Annotated in this window: 15 protein-coding genes; 5 read left to right on the top strand and 10 right to left on the bottom strand. The window is 69.9% G+C overall.

The window, feature by feature from the left end; genetic code table 11:
- Positions 1 to 11: 11 nt before the first annotated feature.
- The 7 genes from QSG27_RS04390 to QSG27_RS04360 all read right to left on the bottom strand — a co-directional run bounded on the left by QSG27_RS04390 (position 12) and on the right by QSG27_RS04360 (position 7,872).
- The gene (locus tag QSG27_RS04390) at positions 12 to 1,427 is read right to left on the bottom strand and encodes an amidase (protein WP_306703944.1); all 1,416 of its coding nucleotides are present in this window, start codon (positions 1,425 to 1,427) and stop codon (positions 12 to 14) included.
- A gap of 36 nt (positions 1,428 to 1,463) precedes the next feature.
- Positions 1,464 to 2,900: a dihydropyrimidinase gene (hydA, locus tag QSG27_RS04385; RefSeq protein ID WP_306703914.1), complete on the bottom strand. Its 1,437-nt coding sequence runs from the start codon at positions 2,898 to 2,900 to the stop codon at positions 1,464 to 1,466.
- A gap of 192 nt (positions 2,901 to 3,092) precedes the next feature.
- Complete coding sequence (locus QSG27_RS04380; protein ID WP_306703913.1) at positions 3,093 to 3,824, bottom strand: maleate cis-trans isomerase family protein; 732 nt, start codon at positions 3,822 to 3,824, stop codon at positions 3,093 to 3,095.
- A gap of 17 nt (positions 3,825 to 3,841) precedes the next feature.
- Complete coding sequence (locus tag QSG27_RS04375; RefSeq protein ID WP_306703912.1) at positions 3,842 to 5,173, bottom strand: amidohydrolase family protein; 1,332 nt, start codon at positions 5,171 to 5,173, stop codon at positions 3,842 to 3,844.
- A complete protein-coding gene (locus QSG27_RS04370; protein ID WP_306703911.1) occupies positions 5,170 to 5,952 on the bottom strand; it encodes an ABC transporter ATP-binding protein in 783 nt (260 codons plus the stop codon). Before QSG27_RS04370 ends, QSG27_RS04375 begins: the two co-directional genes overlap by 4 nt.
- A gap of 3 nt (positions 5,953 to 5,955) precedes the next feature.
- Positions 5,956 to 6,762, bottom strand: a complete 807-nt coding sequence (locus tag QSG27_RS04365; protein WP_306703910.1) for an ABC transporter permease — start codon at positions 6,760 to 6,762, stop codon at positions 5,956 to 5,958.
- Between the two features lie 102 nt (positions 6,763 to 6,864).
- Positions 6,865 to 7,872: an ABC transporter substrate-binding protein gene (locus tag QSG27_RS04360; RefSeq protein WP_306703909.1), complete on the bottom strand. Its 1,008-nt coding sequence runs from the start codon at positions 7,870 to 7,872 to the stop codon at positions 6,865 to 6,867.
- 227 nt (positions 7,873 to 8,099) lie between these two features.
- Between QSG27_RS04360 and QSG27_RS04355 the strand changes: the two genes are divergently transcribed.
- The 3 genes from QSG27_RS04355 to QSG27_RS04345 all read left to right on the top strand — a co-directional run bounded on the left by QSG27_RS04355 (position 8,100) and on the right by QSG27_RS04345 (position 10,469).
- Entirely contained in the window at positions 8,100 to 8,834 is a 735-nt protein-coding gene (locus QSG27_RS04355) for a GntR family transcriptional regulator (protein ID WP_306703908.1), read from the top strand.
- Positions 8,835 to 9,420: 586 nt separating this feature from the next.
- The gene (locus tag QSG27_RS04350) at positions 9,421 to 9,588 is read left to right on the top strand and encodes a hypothetical protein (protein WP_306703907.1); all 168 of its coding nucleotides are present in this window, start codon (positions 9,421 to 9,423) and stop codon (positions 9,586 to 9,588) included.
- A gap of 149 nt (positions 9,589 to 9,737) precedes the next feature.
- Positions 9,738 to 10,469 (top strand): proteasome-type protease, encoded by a 732-nt coding sequence (locus tag QSG27_RS04345; RefSeq protein ID WP_306703906.1) that lies wholly within the window; start codon positions 9,738 to 9,740, stop codon positions 10,467 to 10,469.
- Between the two features lie 169 nt (positions 10,470 to 10,638).
- Here the strand turns inward: QSG27_RS04345 and QSG27_RS04340 are convergent, their stop codons facing one another.
- Together QSG27_RS04340 and QSG27_RS04335 are read right to left on the bottom strand one after the other, a co-directional pair.
- A complete protein-coding gene (locus tag QSG27_RS04340) occupies positions 10,639 to 12,741 on the bottom strand; it encodes a molybdopterin-containing oxidoreductase family protein (RefSeq protein WP_306703905.1) in 2,103 nt (700 codons plus the stop codon).
- A gap of 27 nt (positions 12,742 to 12,768) precedes the next feature.
- On the bottom strand, positions 12,769 to 13,908 hold the full coding sequence (locus QSG27_RS04335; RefSeq protein WP_306703904.1) for a THUMP domain-containing class I SAM-dependent RNA methyltransferase: 1,140 nt from the start codon (positions 13,906 to 13,908) through the stop codon (positions 12,769 to 12,771).
- Positions 13,909 to 14,227: 319 nt separating this feature from the next.
- On the opposite strand from QSG27_RS04335, the gene QSG27_RS04330 reads away from it, so the two are divergent.
- Both QSG27_RS04330 and QSG27_RS04325 read left to right on the top strand, forming a co-directional pair.
- On the top strand, positions 14,228 to 14,608 hold the full coding sequence (locus QSG27_RS04330; protein WP_306703903.1) for a DUF6165 family protein: 381 nt from the start codon (positions 14,228 to 14,230) through the stop codon (positions 14,606 to 14,608).
- A gap of 213 nt (positions 14,609 to 14,821) precedes the next feature.
- Positions 14,822 to 17,914 carry a tetratricopeptide repeat protein gene (locus QSG27_RS04325; protein ID WP_306703902.1) on the top strand — a complete coding sequence of 1,031 codons (3,093 nt, stop codon included), beginning with the start codon at positions 14,822 to 14,824 and terminating at the stop codon, positions 17,912 to 17,914.
- 127 nt (positions 17,915 to 18,041) lie between these two features.
- Here QSG27_RS04325 and QSG27_RS04320 read toward each other — a convergent pair whose 3' ends face one another.
- Positions 18,042 to 26,339 (bottom strand): beta strand repeat-containing protein, encoded by an 8,298-nt coding sequence (locus QSG27_RS04320; RefSeq protein WP_306703901.1) that lies wholly within the window; start codon positions 26,337 to 26,339, stop codon positions 18,042 to 18,044.
- Between the last annotated feature and the right edge of the window lie 12 nt (positions 26,340 to 26,351).

Raw genomic sequence — 26,351 nt, 5'->3', positions numbered from 1 at the left:
TATCCGGGGCCTTATAACCCCGCCGGCCAGCGATGGCGGAATCCCATCTCCCGCTCCAGGAAGCGGGCGCAACGCAGCAGCCGGTCCTCCTCATAGGGGCGGGCGATCAGTTGCAGGCCGATGGGCAGCCCGTCCGCCGTCCAGCCGCAGGGGATCGACAGGCAGGGGAAGCCGATCAGCGACACCGTGTAGGTGATCGCCAGATAGTCGATGATGGTGGACAGCCGGAAGCCGTTGATCTCCGTCACGTCGCCCTGGGCGTTGGGGAAGGGCGGCACGCTGGCGCTCAGCGTCATCAGGATGTCGTGGTCGCGGAAGAAGGCGGCGAAGCGGCGGTAGAGCGCGCTGCGCTGGGCCTCCGCCCGCAGATAGTCGGCGGCGGTCAGCCCCTTGCCCCGCGCGATGTTCCAGGCGACGGAGGGGCTCAGCCGGTCGCCGTCCTGCTCCAGCGTCGTGCCGTAGGTGTGGAAGATGTGCGCGGCGCGCAGCGTGCCGAAGGCGGCGCCGGCCTCCCGGCAGTCGGGGGTGGCCTCCGTGAACGCCCCGAAGAGCCCTTCCAGCCCGCGCATCACCGCCTCGAACCGCTCGGCCAGCCCGAGGTCGATCAGGGCGGAACCGAGGTCCGTGCTCCAGGCCACCCGCAGGGATAAGGGGTCGAGCGCGTCGAGGTCCGGCACCGTCCAGGCCGGAACGGGGAGGGAGGTCGGGTCGCGCGGGTCCGGTCCGCTGACCGCGGCCAGGGCCAGTGCGGCGTCGGCCACGTCGCGGGCGAGGAAGCCCTGCGTCGCCAGCCCGTCCCAGGCCAGCGCGCGGCCCGGGCTGGGGATTCGCCCCGGCGTCGGGCGCAGCCCCACCACCCCGCAGAAGCTGGCCGGCGTGCGCACCGAGCCGCCGAAGTCGGTCCCCTGGGCCAGCGGCACCAGCCCGGCGGCGACCGCGGCGGCACTCCCGCCGCTCGACCCGCCGCTGGTCTTGTCCAGGTCGTAGGGGTTGGCGGTCGGCCCGCACAGCTCGTTGCCGGTGATGGCGCCGAAGCCGAACTCCGGCGTGTTGGTCTTGCCGACGATGATGGCGCCCGCCGCCTTCAGCCGGGTGACGCTGAGGTCGTCGGTGTCGGGGATCAGGTCGGCGTAGAGGGTGGAGCCGTAGGTGGTGCGCAGCCCCGCCGTCAGCGTCAGGTCCTTGATCCCGACCGGCACGCCGTGCAGGGGACCCAGCGGCGCCCCGGCCTCCACCCGCCGGTCGGCCTCCTCCGCGGCGGCCAGCGCGGCGTCGGGGGCGACGGTGATGAAGGACTTCAGCCCGCCGTCCAGCGCCGCGATGCGTTCCAGGCTCGCCGCCACGAGGTCGCGCGCCCGGAAGCGGCGGCGGCGCACGCCCTCGGCCATCGCGGCGGCGCTGAGGCGGTGCAGGTCGGTGTCGGGCATGCTCACGGGCGGGTCTCCGGTTGCGGCGGGCCGAGTTTAGAACGGCAGGACCGGGGCGGGCGAGCCCTTGGGCCGCGCCGGGGCGGGCAGGCCGCAGGGCAGGAACTCGCCCCGGCCCGGCGCAGCCAGCAGTTCGCCGTCGCGGCAGATCACCTCGCCGCGGGAGAGCGTGACGACCGGCCAGCCGGTGACCTCGATCCCCTCATAGGGCGTGTAGTCCACATTGTGGTGCAGGATGCCGTTGGTGATGGTGACCGTGCGCGACGGGTCCCACAGGGCGATGTCGGCGTCCGCCCCCACCGCGATGGTGCCCTTGCGCGGGTGCAGGCCGTACATGCGGGCGGGGTTGGCGGCGGTCAGCTCGACGAACTTGGTCAGTTCCATCCGTCCTTTCATCACGCCCTCGGAGAAGAGCAGCGGCAGGCGCGTCTCCACCCCGGGGATGCCGTTCGGCACGCAGCGGAAGGGCGCCTTATCGCCATGCACCTTCTTGCCACCCGGCCCGTCGAAGCGGAAGGGCGCGTGGTCGGAGGAGAAGACCTGGAAGGCGCCGCCGGTCAGCCCGTCCCAGATCACCTTTTGGTTCGCGGCGTCGCGCGGCGGCGGCGAGCAGATGCATTTGGCGCCCTCGAACCCCTCCCCGCCCAGGTCGTCGGCGGTCAGGAAGAGATATTGCGGGCAGGTTTCCGCATAGATGCGCAGGCCGCGCCCCTGCGCCCAGCGGATCTGCTCCACCGCGTCGGCACCGGAGACATGGACGATCAGGATCGGCACGTCCACCAGCTCCGCCAGGGAAATGGCGCGGTGGGTGGCCTCGCGCTCCGCCACGCGGGGACGGGAGACGCCGTGGAAATAGGGGGCGGTCTGCCCCGCGCGCTCCAGCTTCTCGGTCAGCCACGCGATGCAGTCGGCGTTCTCCGCGTGCATCATCACCATGGCGCCCTCGCTGCGGGCGATGTCCAGCACCTCCAGGATCTGGCGGTCGTTCAGCTTCAGGGCGTCGTAGGTCATGTAGATCTTGAAGGACGTGTAGCCCTCGCGGATCAGCGCCGGAAGCTCCTGCCCAAGCACCTGTTCGGTGGGGTCGGTGACGATGAGGTGGAAGGCGTAGTCGATCAGCGGCTTGCCGGCGGCGCGGCGGTGATAGTCGTCCACCGCGGCGCGCAGCGTCTTGCCCTTCTCCTGGCAGGCGAAGGGCAGCACGGTGGTGGTGCCGCCGAAGGCCGCGGAGCGGGTGCCGGTCAGGAAATCATCGGCCATGACGGACTCGTCGCCGGTCGGCTGGTCGAAATGGACATGGCCGTCCACCCCGCCCGGCAGGACGAGCAGCCCGGCGGCGTCGATCTCCTCCCGCCCGGCGGCCAGCCCTTCGCCCAGCGCGGCGATCCGCCCGCCGCGCACGCCGACGTCGGCCTTGAACACCTCCGACGCGGTGGCGACCGTGCCGTTGCGGATGACCAGATCGAAGTTCATGAAGTCATTCCTCCAGTCGGAATTCTTGTCGGGGTGCGGGCGTTGGCTGGCGGGAACCACAAAGACACGAAGGCACAAAGATCTTCACAAAAAAGCTTGGACAATCCGTGACGTTGCTGAAGAGCAGGCGCGCCCTTTGTGCCCTTCGTGTCTTTGTGGTGAAAAACCCTTGGCAAGCCCATGACTCTACGGTCAGCCGTGCAGCTCGTGGAACAGGCTGCCCCAGCCCTCGACGCGGCGGGTGTCCACGCCGGTCATGCGCAGCGCCTTCCACACCACCGTGGACACCGTGTCGTAGACGGGGATGCCCAGCGCCTTCTCCATCCGCTCCGCCACCGGGGCGCCGCGCATGTTGGTGCAGATGATGGCGATGGCCTCCGGCTTCGCCTCCGCCACCTCCAGGCACATGCGTTCGATGGTCTCCTCGCTCACCTCGGAGAAGGAGAAGTTGCCGCGGTCGTTCAGGTGCCGCTCCGCCACCACCGCGAAACCGGCGGCGTTGTAGTTGGCGACCATCTTCTCCTGGATCTCGTCCAGATAGGGGCTGACGATGGCGAAGCGCTTGCGCCCCGTCGTCTCCAGGATCTCGTTCAAGGCGAGCATGGAGGTGCAGGCGGGAATCCCCGTCTCCGCCTCGATGGAGGCGCACAGCTTCTCGTCGGCTTCGAAGCCCAGCCAGCCGGCGGAGGTGCCGTTCCAGCCGATCACGTTCAGCCGGGCGTCGGCCAGCAGCCGGGCGGCCTCCAGGAAGGGCGCGTCGGTGAACTGGTCCAGCGCCGCGGCGCGCAGCGAGATCTCCTTCACCGTGAAGCGCCCGAAATGGGCGGTCACCTCCGGCAGGCCGCTCAGCATCGCGGATGTCACGGGCTCCAGCACCGTGTTGGAGGAGGGGGTCAGCATGCCCAGAAGGACGCGGTTGTTCATGTCCATGGTTCTTTCGGTCAGGCGCGCGCCCACAGCGCGCGGGCGGCCTTGTCGGCCTCGGTGCAAATCTCGTGCAGGTCGGCGCGGACGGGGCGCCCGTCCTCGACCAGCGTTTCGCCGTCCACCAGCACCATCTCCACGTCGCGGCCCTGCGCGGTGTGGACGAGCGTGCCGAGCGGGTTCATCAGCGGACGCAGATGCGGGCGGCGGGTGTCGAAGACCACGAGGTCGGCCCTCTTCCCCACGGCCAGCGTGCCGATCTCGTCGGCCATGCCGACCGCCTGCGCGCCGCCCAGCGTCGCCATGCGGAAGACGTCGGCGGGCTGCCAGGCGGCGGTGACCCCGCCCTGCTGGATGCGCGCGGTGGCGAGCGCCCAGCGCATCGCCTCCACCATGTCGCCGTGCTGCGTGTCGGTGCACAGCGCGAGATTCACGCCAGCCTCCTTCAGCTTCGGCGTCGGCGCCAGCCGGCCCGAGGCGGCGTTGCATTTCGGCACATGGACCGCGTGCGCCCCGGCGCGGGCGAGGCGGGCGATGTCGCCGTCCTCCACGTAGAGGCAGTGGGTGGCGAGCAGCCGGCCGTTCAGCAGCCCGCACTCCTCCAGCAACTCCGCCGGGGTCAGGCCGGTGGACGCCTTCACCCGCTCCACCTCCACCCGGCTCTGCGCCAAATGGGTGTTGACGTGCATGGAGCGCGCCGCGGCCTCCTCTCCCAGCGTGCGCAGGAAGGCGGGGGAGCAGGTGTCCGGCGCGTGGGCGGCCATCTGCACGCGGATGCGTCCATTGTTGGCGCCGTTCCAGCGGGCGTGCAGATCCAGGGTCCGCAGCAGCAGATCGGAGCCGATGGCCGGGTCGAAGCGCCACTCGCCCTGGGCCACGCGGGCGAAATCCACGTCATGGACGCGCCAGCTCGCATGGACGCGCAGGCCGAGGTCGGCAATCGCGTCCAGCGTCGCGTCGGCGTGGACGAAATGGTCGCAGATCAGTGTGGAGCCGGACAGCAGGGCCTCCACCGCGCCCAGCCGGGCCAGCGCGCGGGCCTCCTCCGGCGTGGCGTCGGTGCCCTTGGGGACGCCCGGCGTGTAGGAGGGGGCGAAGCCCAGGTCGGCGGCCACGCCGCGCACCATCACCAGGACGGCGTGCAGATGGGCGTTGACGAAGCCCGGCGTGACCACCCGCCCCGGCAGATGCCGGACCTCGACGGCGGCGGGAAGACCCTCCGACGCCGGGGCGAGGTGGGTGATGCGTCCGTCGCGGATGCCGATGGCGGCATCGTCCACGACGCGGCCGACCGGCTCCCCGGTCAGGGCGGTGACTCCGGTCAGCAGCAGGTCGAGCGGGCCGGTCACGCGACGGCGGCCTGCCGTTGCTGCATGCCCTCCTCGCGGATCAGGTTCAGGATGTGGCGCTTGTGGTCGTTGAAGCGCGGGCCGGTGGTGTCGCGCGGGCGCGGCAGATCCAGCGCGATCAGTTCGCGGATGCGGCCCGGACGGCTGGTCATCACGGCGACGCGGGTGCCGAGCACCAGCGCCTCGTCCACGCTGTGGGTGACGAAGACGACGGTGCAGCGCTGCTTCTGCCAGATGGCGACCAGCTCCTCCTGCATGTCCATCTTGGTCTGGGCGTCGAGCGCCGCGAAGGGCTCGTCCATCAGGATGACCTGCGGGTTCAGCAGCAGGGCGCGGGCGATGCCGACGCGCTGGCTCATGCCGCCCGAGAGCTCCGCCGGGAAGTGGTTCTCGAAGCCGCGCAGGCCGACCATGTCGATGTATTCCTGCGCCGCGTCGCGCCGGTCGGCCTTGCGCCAGCCCTTCAGGCGCAGGTGGAAGGCGACGTTCTCCCAGACCGGCAGCCAGGGCATCAGGTTGGCCTGCTGGAAAACCATGCCGCGGTCGGCGCCGGGGCCGTCCACCGGAGTACCGCCGACCGTCACGGTGCCCTCGGTCGGCTTCTCGAAGCCGGCGATCATGTTCAGCAGGGTGGACTTGCCGCAGCCCGACGAGCCGAGCAGGCAGAGGAACTCGTTCTTCTCCACCGACAGGCTGACGTTGTCGATGGCCAGCAGGTCGCGCTTGCGCTTGGCGTCGCGGTAGATCTTGGTGATGTTGCGAAGGTCGATGGAAGCCATCGCTCAGCCCTCCCGGCTCTGGAGCGTGGAGCCGTGCTGCCAGTGCAGCGCGGCAGACATCAGGACTTTGATGAGCGCGTCGGTCGCGTAGCCGAGCAGGCCGATGCTGGCCATCGCCGCGAGCACGAGGTCGTAGCGCAGGAAGTAGTAGCTGTCCCACAGCACATAGCCGAGGCCGCTCTTCACCGCGACCATCTCCGCCGTGACGGTCAGCATCCAGGCCGCACCGATGCCGATGCGCAGACCGGCGAAGATGCTGGGCAGGGCCGCCGGGAACACGACGTGGCGCAGCAACTGCTGTTCCGTGGCGCCCATCATCGAGGCGGCGCGGATCAGGTTGCGGTCGGCGGTCTTCACCCCGTGGATGGTGTTCATCAGGATCGGGAAGAAGGCGCCGAGGAAGACCAGGAAGATGGCCGGCTTGTTGGCGATGCCGAACCAGATGATCGCCAGCGGAATCCACGACACCGGCGGCACCGGGCGCAGCATCTGGATGGTCGGCTCCACCGTCCGCTCGACCCAGCGCCACCAGCCGATGGCGATGCCCAGAAGCACGCCGCTGATCACCGCGATGCCGTAACCGGCGGCGACGCGCATGGCGCTGGACAGGGCATCGGCGAACCAGCGGCCCGTGTTGGCCTGCGAGGTCTCGTCGAAGCCGAAGATCCAGTCGCCCCAGGTGTGCAGCACCACCGACGGGGCCGGCAGCAGCGCCGCCGGCAGGAAGCCGGACCGGGAGAACACCTCCCAGGCGGCAAGGATAAAGAGGGGAACGACGGCGCGCTCCCAGGATTTCGACAATGCCGTCATGGCCCGGTTGTTCCTATCCCGTCGAAGGTGTTCGTGAGTTTCCCTCTAGCCCTCTCCCCAGGGGAGAGAGAGGGGATTGGGCGGCGGTGGGATGGCGGGCTCTTAAAACCCCAGTTCGCTCTTCGGCTTCCTGGTCACCGCTTCGAGGAAGGTGTAATTCAGGTTCTTCTCCGCCGCCGCGGTGACGTCGTTGGAGATGTACTTCAGGTCCCGCATCATCGTGGCGATGGCCAGCGTGCTGTCCTTGTGCATGGCGTAATCCGGCGTGGCGTTCTTCAGCGCCTCGGTGGCGACGGCCTTGTCCATGCCGGTGTATTTGTTGATGACGTCCACCCACACGGTCTGGTCGGCCTTCAACTTGTCCACCAGCGCCACGACGGAGCCGACGGTGGCCTCCACCGCCTTCGGGTGGTCCTTGATGACGTCGGAGCGGGTGACGATCAGGTTGGTCAGGTTGCCCGCGGCCTGGTCATAGGGCAGGTCGAAGTGCGACCCCACGCCGGTCTGGCGGATCTGCGAGGCGAAGGGCTCCACCGTGCAGATCACGTCCACCTCGCCGCGCTGAAGGGCGGCGGCGTGGTCGGACGGGTTCGGGATGTTGACGAACTGCACGTCCTTGTTGACGTTGATGCCGTGCTTCTGGAAGGCGCCGCGCATGTGGATGTCCTGCGCGTTGCCGCGGGATGCCGCGACGCGCAGCGGCTCGCCCTTCGCCTTGCGCTCGGCGATCAGTTTCTTCAGCCCGTCCCAGTCGCCGGCCTTCAGGTCGATGCCCTTGGCGACGACGATCTCCGAGCCGCCGTTGACCTGACCGGACACCGCCACCACGTCGAAGCCCTTATCGAGCGCCGTGATGTAGTGCAGGTATGTGACTTGGGCGACGTCGATGCTCTTGGACACCAGAGCGGTCAGCACGTCGTTGCCGGAGTTGAAGTTGATCGCGTCGATCGTCACGCCCTTGGCGAGGTCCGGGGTCAGCGCCATGGGCAGGCAATGGGCGCATTTGGCGAAGCCCAGCTTCACCGTCTCCGCATCGGCCGCCTGGGCGGCGGCGGACAAAGCGAGGAAAGCGGCGGTGACGGTCGTCAGGGTGAGGGACCGGAACGTCATGAAAGAGGTGCTCCCGATGCGGTTGCGTCCCCTATCCCTTCGCAAGGGTCGTGCCAAATTGTATACAATATTATAATCGGCAATTTATTGGCTGTTTTCAGCTGTTTAGGGCATAATGGGCGAGGCGGGCCACCGTTGATGGGGCTTGCCTGGATTTTGGGCATGACGCATCATTTCGGTATGCATGCCCAAGTATGTGGCACTTTCGGGGGCGGGACGGGCGGACGATGGACCGGATCAAGACGATGAAGGCGGCGGCCCGGCCGATCCGCCGCGCCACGCTGCACCATTCCGCGGTCGAGGAACTGCGCGCGATGATCCTGGACGGCGAACTGCCGCCCGGTTCTCGGGTGCCGGAGGTGCAGCTCTGCGAACAGCTCGGCATCTCCCGCACGCCGCTGCGCGAGGCGCTGCGGGTGCTGTCATCGGAAGGGCTGGTGGAACTGCGCCCGCACCGCGGGGCCGTCGTCGCCCCGGTGGACGCCAACGAGATTGGGGCGATCTTCGAGGTGATGGACGCGCTGGAACGTCTGGCCGGGACGCTCGCCTGCCGCAACGGCTCCGACGCCGAGTTCGCGAAGCTCGACCGGATGCACGGCCAGCTCGTCACCCAGCACGAGGCGGGGGAGCGCGCCGCCTATTTCCTGACCAACCGCCAGATCCATGCCCAGATCGTTGCCATGGCCCGCAACCCGGCGCTGGAGGCGACCTACGCCGGATTCGCCGCCAAGATCCTGCGCGCCCGCTCGCTCGCCAACTACGACACGGGCCGCTGGCAGGAGTCGGTGGACGAGCATGAGGGATTCATGAAGGCGTTCCGCCGCCGCGATGCGGAGGAGGCCGGCGCGCTGCTGGCCGACCACAGCCGCCGCACCGCGGTGGCCGTCATCCAGGCCCTGCGTCAGCCGGCGGAGCCGGAGGAAGGGACGGCGGCCGGCACGGAGCCGGCGAACGCCGGATGAATTGTTCGATTCAGGCTTGAAGTATGCTGCGGTGCGGAATATATTAGTTTCACTGACGCCTTTTTGGGCGTTTCCTCCCTAGACTCAAGGCCGCCGGAGCAATCCTGGCGGCCTTTTTCTTTGCGCGCCGCGCCCCCATATGTCTTTGTGCGCTGCAGCAAAAAATCATGCGGGTCTATGACGTAGCGAAGCCCGGAAAGTGAAACACGCTGCCGCCGTCAAAGCCCCGCGAGGAAGCGAGGGCTTGAGGCATGCAGCGTGTTGCATTGTGTGCGCGCCATTGTTTTTTGTGCGGCGCGCTCCTGCTTTCACGGACTACCGAGTCCTCCCTAGACTCCGGCCTGACGCTGTTCGCAGCGCTACGAAAGATAGACCATACGTATCCGCACGATGTCAATGGGCGCGGCGGCCTGGGGGGTATATTTTTTGTCCTATGACCTTGCGCAGGCTCCTTCAAATCCCAAGCGAATCGGGACATGACCGCCTGCCATCGTAGGAGCGGGCCGCCTGCACCACGTACCATCGCCCCCCTTGGTTCACGTCATGCCCGCCGGGCATCGGAACCGACAAAGCGGAGGAATGCAGCATGGCCGACGAACGGAACCCGAATCAGACGGGCAGCCAGGATGAGCGGAAGCCGGGGCAGCAGACCCAGGACAATCCGAAGAACCGGCAGCAGGGGCAGGACCAGGCGAACCGGCAGCAGCAGGACATGAACCGCGACCGGGAAGAGAAGGGCGGGCAGCAGCGCTGACCGCATGGCGCATGGGGCGGGACATGTTGTCCCGCTCCGTGCGGCGGGTTTGCGGAGTGCCGGATTCTTCGGCATACACTGGGGCGGCCGGTTGGCCGCCCTTTTCGTGTGGGTGGGCCGGCTTCCGCTGGGAGGGGAGAGGACGGGCCATGACCTATTGCGTCGCCCTGTATTTGAAGGACGGTCTGGTGATGCTGTCGGACACGCGCACCAACGCGGGCGTGGACCACATCTCCATCTTCAGCAAGATGCATGTCTTCGAGAAGCCGGGCGACCGCATGATCGCCCTGATGTCCGCCGGCAATCTGTCGCTGACCCAGTCGGTGATCGCGCTGGTCCAGGAAGGGGTGGAACTGGACGGCGAGGTCCGGACCATCACCAGCGTGACCGGCATGTTCCAGGCGGCCCAGCTCGTCGGCGCCGCCGTCCGTCAGGTGTGGAAGCGGGACGGCCACGCGCTGAAGGAGCAGCGGGTCGATTTCGACCTGTCCATCATCCTGGGCGGCCAGATCCATGGCGACCGGGTGCGGCTGTTCCACGTCTACGCCGCCGGCAACTTCATCGAGGCGACCGCCGACACCGCCTTCTTCCAGATCGGGGAGCACAAATACGGCAAGCCGATCCTCGATCGGGCGCTGACCTACGACACGCCCATCGAGGACGGGATGAAGCTGGTGCTGATTTCCATGGACAGCACGCTGCGTTCCAACCTCAGCGTCGGCCTGCCGCTCGACCTGCTGGCCTACCGCCGCGATTCGCTGACGCTGGAGACGCGGCGGCGCATCGGCGAGGACGATCCCTGCTTCAAGGAGATCAGCGACGGCTGGTCCCAGGCGCTGCGCGAAGCCTTCCGCTCCCTGCCGCCGCCGCGCTGGGGCTAAAGCGAACTTCCGTTCGCTTTAGACTCATATCGCCTCATTCGCCGGCTCTCAGCGGATGCCAATGGCATCCGCCTGCCGCCAGCGGGAACTGTGTTCCCGCGAAAGGCGGGCTTCGGTCGCTTGGGCGACCGGGACCGCCGTCGCGGTCCAAAGCGGATCGCAATCCGCTTTAAACCCCGGCGTCCGCCTTCCGCACCCGCACATGGCTGTCGTGGAAGGCGGCCCCGCCGAAGGGCGCCACCGGATCGGCGCCGGTCAGGCTGTTGATGCCGCGCCCGCCCTCGTGCGCGGCGTTGGGCCAGATGGATTCGGCGATCACCACGCCCCGCCGCACCCCGTCGAACAGCCGGGCGTGCAGCAGGACCGACCCGCGCCCGTTGGCGGCCTCCACCCGGTCGCCCTCCGCGATCCCCAGCGCCGCCGCGTCGTCGGGATGCAGCATCAGCGACGGGCGGCGTTCCCGTCCCGCGGAAGTCGGGGTCTCCGTGAAGCTGCTGTTCAGGAAATTGCGGGCGGGTGCCGTGACCAGCCGGAAGGGATGCTCGGCGTCCGCCTCTTCCGTCACCGCCCAATGGTCGGGGAAGGTCGGCATGGTTTCGACCGGACCGAAGGTGGACGGGGCGGCGTAGGGGACCTTCGGCCAATCCGGCTTCAGACGGAACCTGCCGTCCGGCCAGTGGAAGCCCTTCACGAAATGCGCCGCCGCGAAATCCGGTTGCACGTCGAGGAAGCGCGCCGCCTCCAGCGCCTCCAGCGTGCCGTGGCCGGACGCGCGCAGCGTGGCGTCGATCAGCTCCCGCTCGGTCATTCGGAAGCCGGGGTGGGAGTCGCTGCCCAGCCGCCGGGCCAGTTCGCCGATGACGGCGTGGTTGGGCCGGCAGTCGCCGGGTGGCTCGACCAGCTTCGGGCCGAGCAGGATGTGCTGGTTGCCGCCCGCCTGATAGAGGTCGTCGTGTTCCAGGAACATGGTGGCGGGCAGCACGATGTCGGCCATCCGGGCCGTCTCGGTCATGAACTGCTCGTGCACGCAGACGAACAGGTCGTCGCGGGCGAAGCCACGGTGCACGCGCGCCTGATCGGGGGCGATGGTCACCGGGTTGGTGTTCTGGATCAGCAGCGCCGTCACCGGCGGCCCGCCGGCCAGCGCGTCCGGGTCGCCCTCCAGGATCGGGCCGATGCGTGACTGGTCGAGCATGCGCACGGTCGGGTCGCGCAGGTCCAGCCCCTCGATCAGCGTCTTGTTCCAGCCGTAGATGCCGCTGTTGGAGTGGAAGGCCCCGCCGCCCTCGACCTTCCAGGCGCCGCTGACCACCGGGATGCAGGAGGCGGCGTGCATGTTCACCGCCCCGTTGCGCGAGCGGGTGAAGCCGTAGCCCAGCCGGAAATAGCTGCGCGGCGTGTGCCCGACCAACCGGGCGAAGGCTTCGATCTCCGCCGCCGGCAGGCCGGTGATGGCCTCGGCCCACGCCGGCGTCCGGGTGGCGAGATGCGCCTCCAGCCCGGCGGGGTCGTCGGCGTGGCTGGCGAGATAGGCGCGGTCGGCCAGCCCGTCGCGGAACAGCACATGCATCACCGCGCAGGCCAGCGCCCCGTCGCTGCCCGGACGGATCAGCAGGGGGATGTCGGCCTGCTCCATGGTCGGGGTGCGGTAGACGTCGACCACGGCGATCTTCGCCCCGCGCTCCTTGCGGGCGCGGACGGCGTGGGTCATCACGTTGACCTGGGTGGAGACGGCGTTGGTGCCCCAGATCACCACGAGGTCGGACCGCGCCATCTCCCGCGGGTCGGCCCCGGCCAGCTTACCGGCGCCGGCCAGCCAGCCGGCCCAGGCCGGGTTGGTGCAGATGGTGGCGAAGAAGCCCGACCAGCGCCGGGCGTGGCGCAGGCGGTTGATGCCGTCGCGCTGCACCAGACCCATGGTGCCCGCGTAGTAGTAGGGCCACACCGTCTCCGGCCCGTGCCGCCGCTCCGCCTCCAGGAAGCGGTCGGCCACGATGTCCAGCGCCTCGTCCCAGGAGATCGGCGCGAACTGGCCGGAGCCCTTGGGGCCGGTGCGGCGCAGCGGCTGGGTCAGCCGGTCGGGATGGTGCACCCGCTCCGCGTAGCGGGCGACCTTCGCGCAGATCACCCCGGCGGTGTAGCTGTTGTCGGCGGCCCCGCGGATGCGCCCGATGCGGCGCCCGTCAACCACCTCCACCTCCAGCGCGCAGGTGGACGGGCAGTCGTGGGGACAGGCGGAGGCGTGCAGTCGGGTGGCGGTGCGGTCGGGCATGGCTTTACAAATGGGTGCGGGACAGGTTCAGGGAAGCGCCGCGGTGCTGTGCAGGGTCACGCGCAGGCCGCCGTGCGACACCGACGGGCCGGACGGCTGGAAGGGCAGGCCGGTCGCCTGGGCGAGCGACGCCTCGTTGGTGAGCAGCCCGACCCGCCAGCCGGAAAAGCGCGTCAGCAGCGTCTGGCCCAGCGCGCCATAGAGGGCGAACAGCGGCTTCTTCTCGCCGATCCGCGCGCCGTAGGGCGGGTTGACGATGACGAGGCCCGGCGGCCCTTCCGGCGGCATCAGATCGCTGACCGCGTGCTTCTGGAAGTCCGTCAGGCCGGCGACGCCCGCGCGCTCCGCGTTGTTCCGGCTCATGGCGATGGCGCCGCCGTCGCGGTCGCTGCCGTAAAAGCGGAACGCCGGCTTGGCGCCGTTGCCGCCGCTTGCGCGCATCGCCTGCCACGCCGCCTCGTTGAAGGAGGCGAGTTGCTCGAAGGCGAAGTGGCGGGTGCGTCCGGGGTACAGGCCGGCAGCGATCTCCGCCGCCTCGATCACGAAGGTGCCGGACCCGCACATCGGATCGACCACCGGTTCCGTGCCGTCGAAGCCGCAGTGCCGCAGGAACAGGGCGGCCAGCGTCTCGCGCAGCGGGGCCTTGTGGATCTCCTCCTTGTGGCCGCGCTTGTGCAGGGACTCGCCCGACGCATCGACGCTGATGGTGCACAGGTCGTCGTCGATGCGCGCCTTGATCGAGACCCCGGCCTCGGCGGAGATGGGGGCGCCCAGTTCTTCCGTGATGGCGCGCTCGATGCGCTGGGCGGTGGCTCCGGCGTGGTAGATGCGCGAGCCCTTGCAGGACGCTTCGACACGGACCGGCACGTCCGGACGCAGGAACTCGGCCCAGGGCACCCGGCGCGCCCGCTTGTCGAGCTGGGCGAGGTGGAGGGCCCGGAAGGAGGCGACGCGCGCCAGCACGCGGGTCGCCCCGCGCAGTTCCAGGTTCGCCCGCCAGACCTCCGGCCAGCCGCCGCGGACGGTGACGCCGCCCTTGATGGCGGTGGCGTCGCGGAAGCCTCTGGCCTTCACCTCCTCGCAGAGCACGGATTCCAGGCCCGGCGCGGTGACGATGAAGATCTCGAAATCGGTGCCGGTACGGTCGGCGGCGGTGTCGCTGGTCATGGCCCCTAGATATCGCGAAGCCCCGCCGCCTTCGACATCTTTCTGACAGCCGGATTTGCCGATGGCGGCGTGAGCGGTCGGAACGCCGATGGCCAGGAGGGCGACCGCTTCCGGTTTGAACGCACCCGTGAAGAAGCGTCGCCCCCTTGTCATCGTTCACCTTCCGCGCCCAACCGGAACCCGGCGAAGATGTCCACCGAATCGGGGAGGAGCCGACCGGGACGGCGTGAAATCAATGGAAGCCAGTGGCGCTTGCCCGGACATGCGGATTGCCGTATCAGATGTGGGTCAACATCCCATCTTTGCAAGGATAACTTGTATGACGCTGCGCGTTCCTGTCTCCTGGGGAGAGCTGATCGACAAGATCACCATTCTGGAGATCAAGGCCGAGCGCATCCGAGACCCTGCGAAACTCGCCAACATCCGGCGCGAACTGGATGAGCTGTGTGCGGTCCGGGACGTGTCGGGTGTCGACCTCGGCGCCGTGGCCGATACGGTGAACGCGCTCAGGACGGTCAACCAGACCCTATGGGACGTCGAGGACGCAATCCGGTTGTGCGAGCGATGCCAGGACTTCGGCCCGTCCTTCATCGCGCTGGCACGCGACGTCTATTTCACCAACGACGAACGCGCCCGCCTGAAACGTGTCCTCAACGACACGCTGGGGTCCGAGCTGGTGGAAGAAAAATCCTACGCTTAATGCGGATTGCGATCCGCTTTGGACCGCGACGGCGGTCCCGACCGCCCATGCGGCCGAAGCCCGCCTTTCGCGGGAACACAGTTCCCGCTGGCGGCAGGCGGATGCCATTGGCATCCGCTGAGAGCCGGCGAATGAGGCGATATGAATCTAAAGCGAACGGAAGTTCGCTTTAACGCCTCCGCCCGATCCCCAGCCCTTGCTATAAGCCGCGCCATGCCGACCGCCGACAGCACCAAATCCCGCTTGGCCCTGGCGATGCGCCATCATCAGTCCGGCGCGCTGCCGGAAGCCGAGGAAGTTTACCGAAGCATCCTCGAGCGGTCGCCGCACGACGCCGACGTGCTGCATCTCCTTGGACTCGTGCGGTTCCAGCGCTGTGACTATCGGGAGGCCGACCGCCTGATGGTGGATGCCGTGCGGATCGTGCCGCATCCAACCATCTACACCAACCTGGGTGCCTCGCGCCAACAGCAGGGGAAGCTCAGCGGTGCGGTCGAGGCCTACCGGAACGCCCTGGCTCTCAGCCCCACCCACGCCGAGGCCCACCACAACCTCGGCACCGTGTTTCAGGAGCAGAACCGCACCGAAGACGCCATCGCCGCGTTCCGGCGGGCACTCGCGCTCCGGCCCGGTTACGCCGAGGCTTGGAACAATCTGGGAACCGCCTTGCGGGAGCACCAGCAGTTGGCCGACGCGGCGGCGGCCTTCCGCCAGGCTCTGGTCCTGAAGAGCGACTATGCCGAGGCAAGCAACAATCTGGGCACCGTGCGGTACGAACAGGGCGACCCGGAGGGTGCGGTCCTTGCGCACCGCCGGGCGCTTGTGCTGCGGCCCGACCACGCCGAAGCCTACAACAATCTGGCTGCCACCTTCCGTTCCCAAAAAGCCCCCGATGCGGCTCTTGCCACCGTCCGCCGCGCGCTGATGCTCCGGCCGGTTTACGCGGAGGCCTACGGCACCCTCGGCAACGCTCTTCAGGCCGCGGGCCGCACGGAGCAGGCGGTCCTCGCCTGGCGCGCCTATCTGGCCTTGGCACCGGACCGCGTCGAGCCCTGCGCTGGCTTGGCGCCGATTCTTGAAAGCCTCAAACGGACCGACGAGGCCATCCGCGTCCACCGCGTTGCCGCCAAACTGCGGCCGGACGACGCGGGCCGCCTCACCACGCTGGGCAACGTCCTGCGGAGCGGCTCGCGCCTGGACGAGGCCATTGGGCAATACCGCAAGGCCCTGGCCCTGGAGCCTGACCGGGCCGAGACTTTCTTCAACCTCGGCAGCGCATTGCGGGAGGGCAACCGGCTGCCCGAGGCCGGCGCCGCTTTCCGCATCGCCGTTCGGGTGGCCCCCGACCGCCAGGAAATCCACAACTCCCTGGGTCTGACCTTCCAGGACCTGGGCCGCCTGCCCGAAGCGGCGGAGGCGTATCGTCGGGCGGTGGCGCTGTCGCCCGCGGTCTCCGGGCCGCACAGCAACCTGGGAGTGGTTCTGAACGACCTGGGGGTGTTGGACGATGCGGAACGCACCTATCGCCGGGCCATCGCCCTGCGCCCCGACTTCGCCGACGCCCGGTGCAACCTGTCGCTCCTGCTCCTGATCCGGGGCCGGTTCCGCGAAGGGTGGGACGAGTACGAATGGCGCTGGGGCCTGGCGGAGATGGCCAAGGCCAAGCCGGCCCTCACCGAGCCGCTGTGGACCGGGGAGATCGGCGCCGGCCGGACCATCCTGCTCCACGCCGAACAGGGGCTGGGCGATTCAATCCAGTTCGTCCGGTACGTACCGATGGTGATCGAGCGCGGCTGGCGGGTGGTGCTGCTTGTCCAGAAGCCGCTCATGCGGCTGTTCCGAACCCTGGTCGGAGGCGGTCCGGACGTCACGATCATCGGCTCGGGCGAGCCCCCGCCGCCGTTCCAGGCGCAATGCCCCTTGCTCAGCCTGCCGCGGGCGTTTTCGACCACCCTGCCGACCATCCCGGCGCAAGTGCCCTACCTGCAGGCCGAACCGGAACTGGTCGCCGCGTGGCGGGACCGGTTGCCGCGCGACGGCATCCGGATCGGCGTCGTCTGGCAGGGCAATCCGGCGGGCAAGGTCGACCGCGGGCGCTCCTATCCGCTCGCCTGCCTGGAGCCGGTCGCCCGGATGCCCGGCGTGCGGCTCATCAGTCTGCAGAAGAACTTCGGCCTCGAACAACTGAAGGCTCTGCCCGCGGGCATGGAGGTTGAGACGCTCGGCGACGCCTTCGACAGCGGTCCGGACGCCTTCCTGGACACCGCGGCGGTGATGATGAACCTCGATCTGGTCATCACCTCGGACACCTCGGTGGCGCATCTCGCCGGGGCGCTCGGCCGCCCGGTGTGGGTGCCGCTGAAGACGGCGGCGGACTGGCGGTGGCTGCGCGACCGCGAGGACAGCCCCTGGTACCCGACGCTGCGCCTGTTCCGGCAGACGACCGCCGGGGAATGGGGCAGCGTGTTCGCGCGGATGGCGAGGGCGCTGACGAACCTTACGGCGGACGGAGCCGTGGGCCCGGAACCCTCGCAGCGGACCGTGGCGGAGGCCGCCTGCGTCATCAATCTGGCCCGCCGGAGGGATCGCCGTGACACGTTCCTGCGGAACAACGCCGGAAAAGGCTTTCACTTCGTCGTTCGCGAGGCCGTGGACGGCCAAAGCCTTTCCAGGCAGGAGTTGGCCGCCCGCGGTCTGATCGCGGAGCCGGCGTTGACGTTTTCCGATGGGGCGATCGGCAACGCGCTGTCGCACCGCCAAATGTGGGAAGACTGTGCGCGCACCGGGCGCAACAGGCTCGTGTTCGAGGACGACGCGTTCCTTCACCCCGATCTGAGCACTTGGCTGCCGCGGCTTCACAGCGCCCTGGAAGGCGGGTGCGACATTCTCTATCTCGGCTACAACTGGGATGCCTGGGTGTCGGTGGAGCATTCCCCGGGCCTGTGGTCGCAGGTCGATTTCAGCGAACCGTCCGCTCCGTTCGACACGCTGTGCCGATCCTATGAAGGGGGCGGCGTCCAGTCCCTTCTCCTGCCAGCCAGACAGGTCTGGGGAACCCTCGCCTACCTTGTTTCGCCCGGCGGCGCGGCGAAGCTTCTGGCCACCAGCTTTCCGCTGTCGGCGCAGGGCGAGATCCGGATGTTCGGGCAAGGCCGCCGCATCCGTCCCTCGACCCTGGACGGGATCATCAACCGATCAATCCAAAGCGGGCTGATCACCGCGCAGTGCCTCGTTCCACCGCTGGTGATCGGTCCCAACAACCATGAGGATTCGGACGTCGTTCCGGGCGGGCACGACGTCATCTGAGCGGGTCGGGCCGTGTACGGCCGGTGTGAACCCGACCGTCACACCGGCCGCCCGGGCGGCACTCATCACGAATTCGTGCCGCCCTCCATCCAATTGACCTCCCTGCAGGGCTGGGCCGCCCGCCGCCTCAGGCGAACCATTTGGCGACGTCGCCGGTCTGGCCGAGGATGGTGACGCTGACGCCCGGCTTGAGGTCGAGCACGGTCGAGCCGTTCACCACCCGCGCCGAGGCGATGACACTCGCCAGGTTGAGCGAGGAGTCGTACAGCGCCAGACGGTCGGTGCCGGGGGCGAAGTCCATCACCACCGAGCCGCCGGAGCCGGCGCCGAAGGCGAAGATGTCCCCGCCCTCGCCGCCCCACACGCTGTCCGCGCCGCCGTCCAGGAAGAACACGTCGTTGCCGCTGCCGCCGGCGAGCATATCGTTGCCCGCGCCGCCGAACAGCGTATCCGCCCCGTCGTCGCCGAACAGCGTATCGTCGCCGTCGCCGCCGGAGGTCAGGTCGTTGCCCGCACCCAGCGACAGGATGTCGGTGCCGGCCCCGCCGAACAGCGTGTCGTCGCCGTCCTCGCCGAACAGCGTGTCGTTGCCCTCCCCGCCGTCGGCGATGTCGGCGCCCGCGCCCAGCGCCAGGATGTCGGCACCCTCCTGGCCGAAGAGCGTGTCGTTGTCATCGCCGCCGAAGAACACGTCGTTGCCCAGCCCGCCGGCCATCACGTCGTTGCCGCCGCCGCCGACCAGGATGTCGGCCCCGGCCTCGCCGAACAGCGTGTCGTTGCCCTCCTCGCCGAACAGCACGTCGTCGCCGTCCTCGCCGAACAGCACGTCGTTGCCCGACCCGCCGCCCAAGGTGTCGTTGCCAACCCCGCCGCCCACCGTGTCGGCGTCGGCTCCGCCGTTCAACAGGTCGTCGCCCTCACCGCCACCCATCAGGTCGTCGCCATCGTCGCCGACCAGCGTGTCGTTGCCCAGCGTGCTTGCGATGGTGTCGTTGCCGCCGCCGCCCGACAGGAAGTCGTTGCCCTCGCCCAGCAGCATGAACTGGCTGCTGGCGTCGCCGAAGACCGCGTTGTTCCCCGCCCCGCCGGTCAGCGTGGCCTCGCCGATCACCGCGGCGAACTCCACGTTGTCGAGCTGGATCGCCAGCGGCGCGCCCACCGCTGTGGTGTTGATCACCACCGCCGTCGGCGTGGCCCCGTCCTGAGCCGCCCCGGTGATCTTGGCCCCGCCACCGGGGGCTGCCGCCGCGGTGAAGTCGAAGGTCCGCACCAGCAGCGCCGCGGTCTGCGGGAGCACGCCCAGGAAGCCGCGGCCACCCCCCTCCAGCCCGGTGCGCGAGGAGGTTCCCACCACCGTGCGCGCCTGGATTTCGCGGATCAGGTCGTCGAGCGACTGCGCCGGGCTCTGCCGCTCCGCCGGGCCGCTTACGGTCACCCCGAGGTTCGTCGGCAGGCTCACCTGCAGGGTCGTCACGGTGGTGCCGTTGCGGCTCTCCTGGACCACCGGCACGTCCGCCAACGAGGCGTTCGCCGTGTTCGGGTCCTCCACGCGGGCAGTGGTCGGCGCCTGCACCACCACGGCGCTGGTCGTCTTGCCGTTGCTCTGGCCGGACAGCGTCTGCACCTGCGCGCCGTCGATGGTCACCGCCGTCGCCGCCGTCACCGTCGTTGCCTTGGTCGCCAAGGCGGTGGCGGGCGACGAACTGTTGCCCGCAGCGTCGGTCAGCGTCACCGACAGCGTCAGCGCGCCGTCGGACAGGCCGGACAGATCCAGTCCGCCGATCCGGTCCGCCGCCGTGGCGATCCGGCCGGTTCCCGACACGCTGCCACCCCCCGACGAGGTCAGGGTCCAGCGGTAGGACGTTCCGACCTCGCCGTTGCCGATGGTGAAGGACACGTCGGTCTGCTTCGTCCGGTCGATGGCCGTGTCGGTGAAGCCCACCGCCGGCGCCGCGGGTGCCAGGGTGTCCACCGCCAGGGCCAGGGCATGCGAGGCCGTCCCCCGGTTGCCCGCCGCGTCGGTCGCCACGGCCGTGAAGCGGTGGCTGCCGTCGGCCAGCGGGGAGGCGCGGAAGTCGGCGACCCAGGTGCCGTCCGGCCCGGCGATCACCGAGGCCACCAGCGTGCCGTTGTCGGACAGGGCCACCGTGCTGCCCGCTTCCGCCGTGCCGCGCACCAGAAGCGCGGCGCGGTTGGTCAGGCTGCCCACCGCCGTCCCGGCGGCGTCCGGGAAGGCCCCGGTGATGGTCGGGATACCCGGCGGCGTCCGGTCCAGCACTGGCAGGGCCAGCGTTCCGGTCGCCGGACTGGTGGCGGTCCCGTCGCTCACCGTCACCGCGATGGACGCGCCGGCGGCACGCGCGGCGGTGATCGTCAGCCCGGCCAGCGTCGCGTTGACGTCGGTCACCGACCCGCTGACCGTCAGCGCGCCGCTCGGCGCGGTTGCCACGGTCGCCTGGCCCGCCGCCGTGGCGGCCAGAACGGCCTGGCTGGGGGTCAGCGTCACCGTCAGGCGGTCGCCGTCCACGTCGGCGACCTGGATGCCCGTCAACGCCGTGGCGATGTCGGGATCGATGGTCGACGCCTGGGGCAGCGTCAGGCTGGGGGCATGGATCACCGAGGCCGTCAGCGTCCCGCCCGTGCCGGGCAGCACGCCCCCGGCGTACTCCACCGCCAGGGCGACACTGGCCGTCCGGGTGCCGGTCGCCGTCGGTGTCACCGTCAGGGTGGCCAGCGTGGCGTTGATGGCGTCCGAGGTGCCGACCACCGCCAGAACCCCGCCGCCGAGATCGGCGAGTTGCGCACCGCCTTGGACGGTCAGCCCCAGCGTGGCGTCGCTCGGGGTCAGGCGCAGGGTGCCGATCACCGACCCGGTGTTGGACAGGGTCAGGCCACCCACCGCCGCCGTCGTCCCGGCGAGCAGCGCCGGGGGCGTCACGGGCAGGCTCAGCACCGGCGTCGCCGACAGCGCCAGTTCCACCTGCGAACTGACGCTCTGGCCGCCTCCGGCGTCCACCACCGCCACCAGCGAGGCCTGCGTGGCCCCGGCGGTGCCGGTGAAGGTTGCCGCGGCGAGCGCCGTGTTGAGGGCTCCCGCCAATCCGCCGAGCGTCAGCGAGCCGTCCGGATTGCTGGTGATCGTCACCCCGGCCGCCGGGCTCACCGCCAGGGTGCCGTTGGTCGCGGTCAGACGCACCGTCAGCGTGCGATCGTTGGGATCGCTCACGCGCAGGCCGGTCAGGACCGCCGGGGTCCCGGTCACCAGGGTGTTCAGGCTGGGCAACGTCACCGCGGGCGTGTTGGCGATGGAAACCGCAATGCTGTCCGTCACCACCGGCGTGCGCCCGTCGAGGTCGGTGGAGGAGACCTGGATGGTCCCCGCCGTCGTCCCCGCCGTCCCGGTGTAGGTCAGGGTGGCCAGCGTGGCGTTGACGTCCGCCTGGGTGCCGACCACCCGGGAGGCCCCGCCGCCCGGTTGGCTGACCGTCGCGTTGCCCTGGGCGGTCAGCGCCAAACTGCCGCCGGTCGGGGTGAGGGTGACCTGCACCGTGGCGCTGTCGAAGTCCACGACCGACAGGCCGCCCACCGCGGTCGCCCGCCCGGCCACCGCCGCCAGGGTGGCGGGCACCGTCTGCTCGGGCGGCGACAGCACGTCCATGACCAGCCGGTCGCTGTCGTCGGCGGTCAGTGGCTGGTCGTCCGCCGTCTCCAGCAGGATCGACGCGCCGGTGACCTGGCGGGCCGCAGTGAACTCCAGCTGCTTGAGCGTCTTGTTGACGTCGTCGAGCGTGCCGCTCAGCCGGATCTTGCCGTTGCCCAGGTCCGTGGCGGTCGCCGCGCCGAACAACGGCAGCGTGATGGTGCCGTTGGTCGGGGTCAGCACCACGGTCATCGGACCGCCGTCGGTGTCGTGCACCTCCAGGCCGAGGATCTCGGTGGAACGGCGGGCGATCACCGTCGGGCGGCTCGGCAGCACGTTCTCAGGCGGCGACTGGATGGTCACCGCCAGCGTGCCCGAGGCGTCCGGCGTGGTCAGGTCGCCGTCGCTCAGCGTCACCGCGATGGCGCCCGCGGTCACCCCGGTCGCCGCGGTGAAGACCAGCGAGGCCAGGGTCGCGTTGACGTTCGCCACGCTGCCGCTGACCACGGTGGTCCCATCGACCGTGGTGATGGTCGCCGGCCCGGCCAGCGTGATGCCGCCGTTGGTCGGGGTCAGGGTGGCCGTCACCGTGGCGCTATCCCCGTCCAGAGCCGACAGCCCGGTGAAGGCGGTGGCCGAGCCCGCGATCACCGTCTTGGCGGACGGCAGGGTCAGCACGGGGTTGATGGGGTCCTCATTGCGGATGGTGCCGGTGGCCACGGCCGTGTCGATGGCCGTCGCCGCCACCGACGGGTTGGACAGCGTGACCGTGAAGCTCTCGTCCGCCTCGATGTCGGTGTCGCCGGTGACCTGGATGGTGACCGTCGCCGTGCTTTCCCCGTCGCCGAAGGACACGGTGCCGGACGGCAGCGTCCCGCCGAAGTCGGCGGCGTCGAGCGCGCTCCCCGCGGTGCCGTTGGCCGTCACCGCCCAGGCGACGGTCAGCGCGCCGCCCGTGTTGCCGGAACGGGTCACGGTGAAGGTGTAGGCCGTGGTGCCGCTGTCCCCCTCGCGCTTGTCGGCGTCCGTCGCGGCGATCGCCAGCCGTGACGGCACCACCACCGCCGCCTGGGCGGCGCTGATTTGGGTCGTCAGGCTGGTTCCGGTGAGGCTGTTCACCGCGGTGGTCAGGTCGCCGCTGGCCGTGCCGCTGCGCAGCTGGTCGACCGCGGCACTGCCCTGCGCCACCACCTGGGTCTTGGCCATCTCGGTCAGGGCAACCAGGGCGTTGCCGGTGCCGCCGCTGGCGGTCTCGACGGCGCCGTTGGCGGCGGCGATGACCTTGGCCGCGTTGTTGACCGCCGCTGCCAGCTTCGTGGCGTCGACCTCCGCCACCTTGGTCCCCGCGGTGGTCAGGATGCCGGCCAGCACCGTCGCGTCGGCGAGGTTCAACGTGCTGCCCGCGGGCAGGGCCTTGATCGCGTCGGCGATCGCCGCGACCACCGCATGGCCGACGACGCCTTGGGCCGGAGCCGTCCCGGTCATCGCCCCGCTCAGCACGGCGCTGCCTTGGACGATCAGGTTGGCGATGTTGGCCGCCACGGACTGCGTCTTCAGGGCGATGGCGATGGCCGCCGCCGAGGCCCCGGTCGCGGTGGCCGCGATCAGCGGGTCGTAGGTCAGCAGGTCCAGCCCGGCATCGAGGCCGAGCTTGGCCTTCACCTCGGTCATCGCGTCGGCGATCTGGGCGTCCGTGCCGGACAGCCCGGCCATGCCCATGACGACGGTGGTCAGCGGGTTGATGACGCTGGCCGCGGCCGGCGCCTCGTAGACGCCGGTGAAGGCCAGGGTGGTCGAGATGTCGGTGCCGCCCAGCATGATGATCGGGCCGCTGCCGCCGTCCAGCGACCAACTGCCCACCGCGTCGGTGGTGCCGCTGGCTTCCCCGCTGTCGAGCACGCCGTTGGCGTTGGCGTCTGCGAACACGGTGGCGCCGGAGATGTAGCCGTCGATCGCCCGTCCGGCCCGCACGTTGACCTTGACGCCGCCGGTGATCGGGGCGTAGCGGCCGAAGGCGGTGTCGGTGATGACGTTGCCCGCGCTGTCGACGAGGCGCCCGCCGTTCAGGTCGACCGACCCGGCGACGGCGATGCCGTTGCGCGCCAGGTCACCCGCGGCCACCACGTAGCGGAACACCAGGTCGCCGCTGGCCGTGGTGCTGGCGTAGGTGGCGTAGCGGGTCTCCCCGCCGATGGTCAGGGCCAGCCGCGGCGTGCCGTTGCCGGTGTCCACCGTGACCGCGTCGCTGAAGGAGACGGTGAACTCCAGAGCGTCGCCTTTCGCCGCCAGATAGCGGCCGGATGCCGGTCCGGTCACCGCATCGACGGTGGCCGGGCGGTCGTCGTTGACGATCAGGCCGAGCGCGGTCCGGCTTTCCACCTCGATCTTGGCGTTGGCCACCGTGGTCGAGGAGCCGATCAGGGCAATCTGGAACAGCTCGTCGGACTCCACCAAGCGGTCGCCCGCCAGCGTCACCGTGACGGTCTTGGCCGTCTCGCCCGCCGCGAAGGTGAGGGAGCCGGAGGGCAGCGTGGCGCCGCTGAAATCGCTGGCGTCGGCCAGGGCGCCGGTCAGGCCGCTTTGCGTCGGGTCGTTGACCTGCCAGGAGACGGTGGTCTCGCCCGAGGTGTCGCCGCGCCGGGTGAGCGTGAAGGTCAGGGTGCGGCCGCTGCCGCTGCCCTCGACCGCGGCCACCGCGGAGGGGGTGATGGCCAGCCACTGCACCGGGGTCAGGGTGATGTCCACCGTCCGGCTGACCGTGTTGGCGCCGTCGGAGACCGTGTAGAGGAAGGAGCCGGCGTTTCCGGTCACGCCGAAGGGAGGGGTGAACACCACCGCCGCCAGCTCGTCGGCGGTGAGCGTGTCGCCGAGCTTGAGGGCGGTGCCGTTGAAACGCTGCACCTGTCCGATGGTGGGCAGCCCGATGACGGTGACGGTGAGCGCGTCGCCCTCCGGGTCGACCGGCTTGTCGATGGACAGGCCGACGCGGCTGGAGTTCTGGTCGATGGCGACCGTCTTGGTCTCCTGGGCCGCCGGGGCGGTGTTCGTGCCCTGGATGGTGATAACCAGGTTTGCCGTGGCGGTCGCTCCGCTGCGGTCGGTGATGGTGTAGGCCACCGTCTCCGTCCGCGTCTGGCCGAAGGCCAGGGTGGTGTAGGCGCCCGCCGGGTCGAAACTGTAGCGGCCATCGGCGAAGAGCGTCAGCTTGCCGCCACCGGACAGGGTGATGGCTTGGCCGACCTTGGCCGTGTCCCCGGTCACCGCGGTGACGACGGGGTGGTCGCCGACGTCGGGATCGCTGTCGTTGGCCAGCACGCCGTTCGCGGCGGTGACGGACACCGGGGCCAGCTTGGTGGTTTCCACCGCATCGTTGCGGGCGATGGGGGCGTCGTTGACGTCGTTGACCTGGACGACCAGCAGGTCGGACACCGTAGCGCCGGAGCCGTCGGTGGCGGTGATGCGGATCGCCCGGGTGCCGACGTCGGCGTTGCCCGGAGTGCCAGACAGCCGCCCCGTCGCCGCGTCGAAGCTCAGCCAGGCGGGCAACGCCGAGCCGTCGGCCAGCGCCGCGCTCAGCGTCAGCCGGTCGCCGGGATCGACGTCGGTGAAGACGCCCGCGGACACCGTGACGTCCAGCGGCTGGCCCTGGTCGACGCTGGTGGATCCCAACGCCTTGACCAGCGACGGGCGGTCGTTGACCGAGCGGGCGAGCACGCTGGTAACGAGGTCGCTGCCGAACAGGCCATCGGCGTCGGTCACGGTTACCGTGAAGCCGGTGGTCTCCGTGGAGCCCACGGCCGAGCGGTTGGCGACAGGCTGGAAGACGAGCCGGCGCAGCGCCGTCTGCGCAGCAGCGGCGTCCGCCGCGCTCAGGCTGTAGGTCCCTGCGGCGGTCTTGACGAAGCCGCTGGCGGTCAGGCTGGCGGCGGTGAAGGCGCCGGTGGCGTCGCCCACCGTGCCGTCGGCGGCGCGCAGCTTGACGACGACGGTCTGCGCCTGGGTGGCGTTGCTGTCGGCGATGGTGAAGGCGGTAAAGGGCGACAGGGTGGCGGTGTCATTGACCGCCTGTCCGGCCACCGCACCGCCCAGCACCGGCGCGTCGCCGCTGTTGGAGCCGCGGGTGTCGATGGCGTAGGCCGTGGAGGTCGTCGCGACCGACGGGGCGTTGCCTGCGGCGTCGCTCCAGGCCCGGTTGAGGGTGATGCGGTTGGTGTCGGCGGCGAGACCGTCCGCCGGCGTCAGGGTGGCGGTGTACACCAGCCCGTTGCTGCCCGGCTGAGCGGTCAGATTGGACAGGGTGGCGTTCTCGGCGGTGATGTCGTCGAGGCTGAAGCCGACCGGTGCCTCGGTGAAGGTAAAGGTGACGGTCGTGGTCTGCCCAACCGCGAGCGTGGTGGAGCCGAGGGACAGGGCGACGCTGGGCGCCGTCGTGTCGAGGGTCAGCGTCTGGGCGGCTGGAGCGGAAACGTTGCCCGCGGCATCGGTGGCGGTCACCGACACGGCGTTCGTGCCGTTGGCGTTGAGAGCCAACGTACCCGCGGTCGGGGAGGCCGTGGCCAGATCGACGTTCCAGGCGCCGGTTCCGTTTGCCGTCGTGGTGTAGGTGGCGCCACCCACCGTCACGGTGACCGTGCTGCCCGCCTCGGCGGTGCCCGCCAGCGTCGGTGCGGCGTTGTTGCTCAGTGTCGGCGACGTGATGCCCGGGGTGTTCGGCTTGGTGGTGTCGAGGGTCAGCGTCTGGGCGGCTGGAGCGGAAACGTTGCCCGCGGCATCGGTGGCGGTCACCGACACGGCGTT

Origin of the sequence: Azospirillum isscasi, from assembly GCF_030849505.1 — a bacterium.
GTDB classification, from domain to species: domain Bacteria; phylum Pseudomonadota; class Alphaproteobacteria; order Azospirillales; family Azospirillaceae; genus Azospirillum; species Azospirillum isscasi.
This window is presented reverse-complemented; position numbering and strand designations above follow the sequence as displayed.

What these genes read in the sequence shown, in the direction of transcription:
- QSG27_RS04390 (WP_306703944.1), bottom strand. Translation starts at nt 1,427, where the DNA reads ATGCCCGACACCGACCTGCACCGCCTCAGCGCCGCCGCGATGGCCGAG.
- hydA (WP_306703914.1), bottom strand. Translation starts at nt 2,900, where the DNA reads ATGAACTTCGATCTGGTCATCCGCAACGGCACGGTCGCCACCGCGTCG.
- QSG27_RS04380 (WP_306703913.1), bottom strand. Translation starts at nt 3,824, where the DNA reads ATGAACAACCGCGTCCTTCTGGGCATGCTGACCCCCTCCTCCAACACG.
- QSG27_RS04370 (WP_306703911.1), bottom strand. Translation starts at nt 5,952, where the DNA reads ATGGCTTCCATCGACCTTCGCAACATCACCAAGATCTACCGCGACGCC.
- QSG27_RS04365 (WP_306703910.1), bottom strand. Translation starts at nt 6,762, where the DNA reads ATGACGGCATTGTCGAAATCCTGGGAGCGCGCCGTCGTTCCCCTCTTT.
- QSG27_RS04360 (WP_306703909.1), bottom strand. Translation starts at nt 7,872, where the DNA reads ATGACGTTCCGGTCCCTCACCCTGACGACCGTCACCGCCGCTTTCCTC.
- QSG27_RS04355 (WP_306703908.1), top strand. Translation starts at nt 8,100, where the DNA reads ATGGACCGGATCAAGACGATGAAGGCGGCGGCCCGGCCGATCCGCCGC.
- QSG27_RS04350 (WP_306703907.1), top strand. Translation starts at nt 9,421, where the DNA reads ATGGCCGACGAACGGAACCCGAATCAGACGGGCAGCCAGGATGAGCGG.
- QSG27_RS04345 (WP_306703906.1), top strand. Translation starts at nt 9,738, where the DNA reads ATGACCTATTGCGTCGCCCTGTATTTGAAGGACGGTCTGGTGATGCTG.
- QSG27_RS04340 (WP_306703905.1), bottom strand. Translation starts at nt 12,741, where the DNA reads ATGCCCGACCGCACCGCCACCCGACTGCACGCCTCCGCCTGTCCCCAC.
- QSG27_RS04335 (WP_306703904.1), bottom strand. Translation starts at nt 13,908, where the DNA reads ATGACCAGCGACACCGCCGCCGACCGTACCGGCACCGATTTCGAGATC.
- QSG27_RS04330 (WP_306703903.1), top strand. Translation starts at nt 14,228, where the DNA reads ATGACGCTGCGCGTTCCTGTCTCCTGGGGAGAGCTGATCGACAAGATC.
- QSG27_RS04325 (WP_306703902.1), top strand. Translation starts at nt 14,822, where the DNA reads ATGCCGACCGCCGACAGCACCAAATCCCGCTTGGCCCTGGCGATGCGC.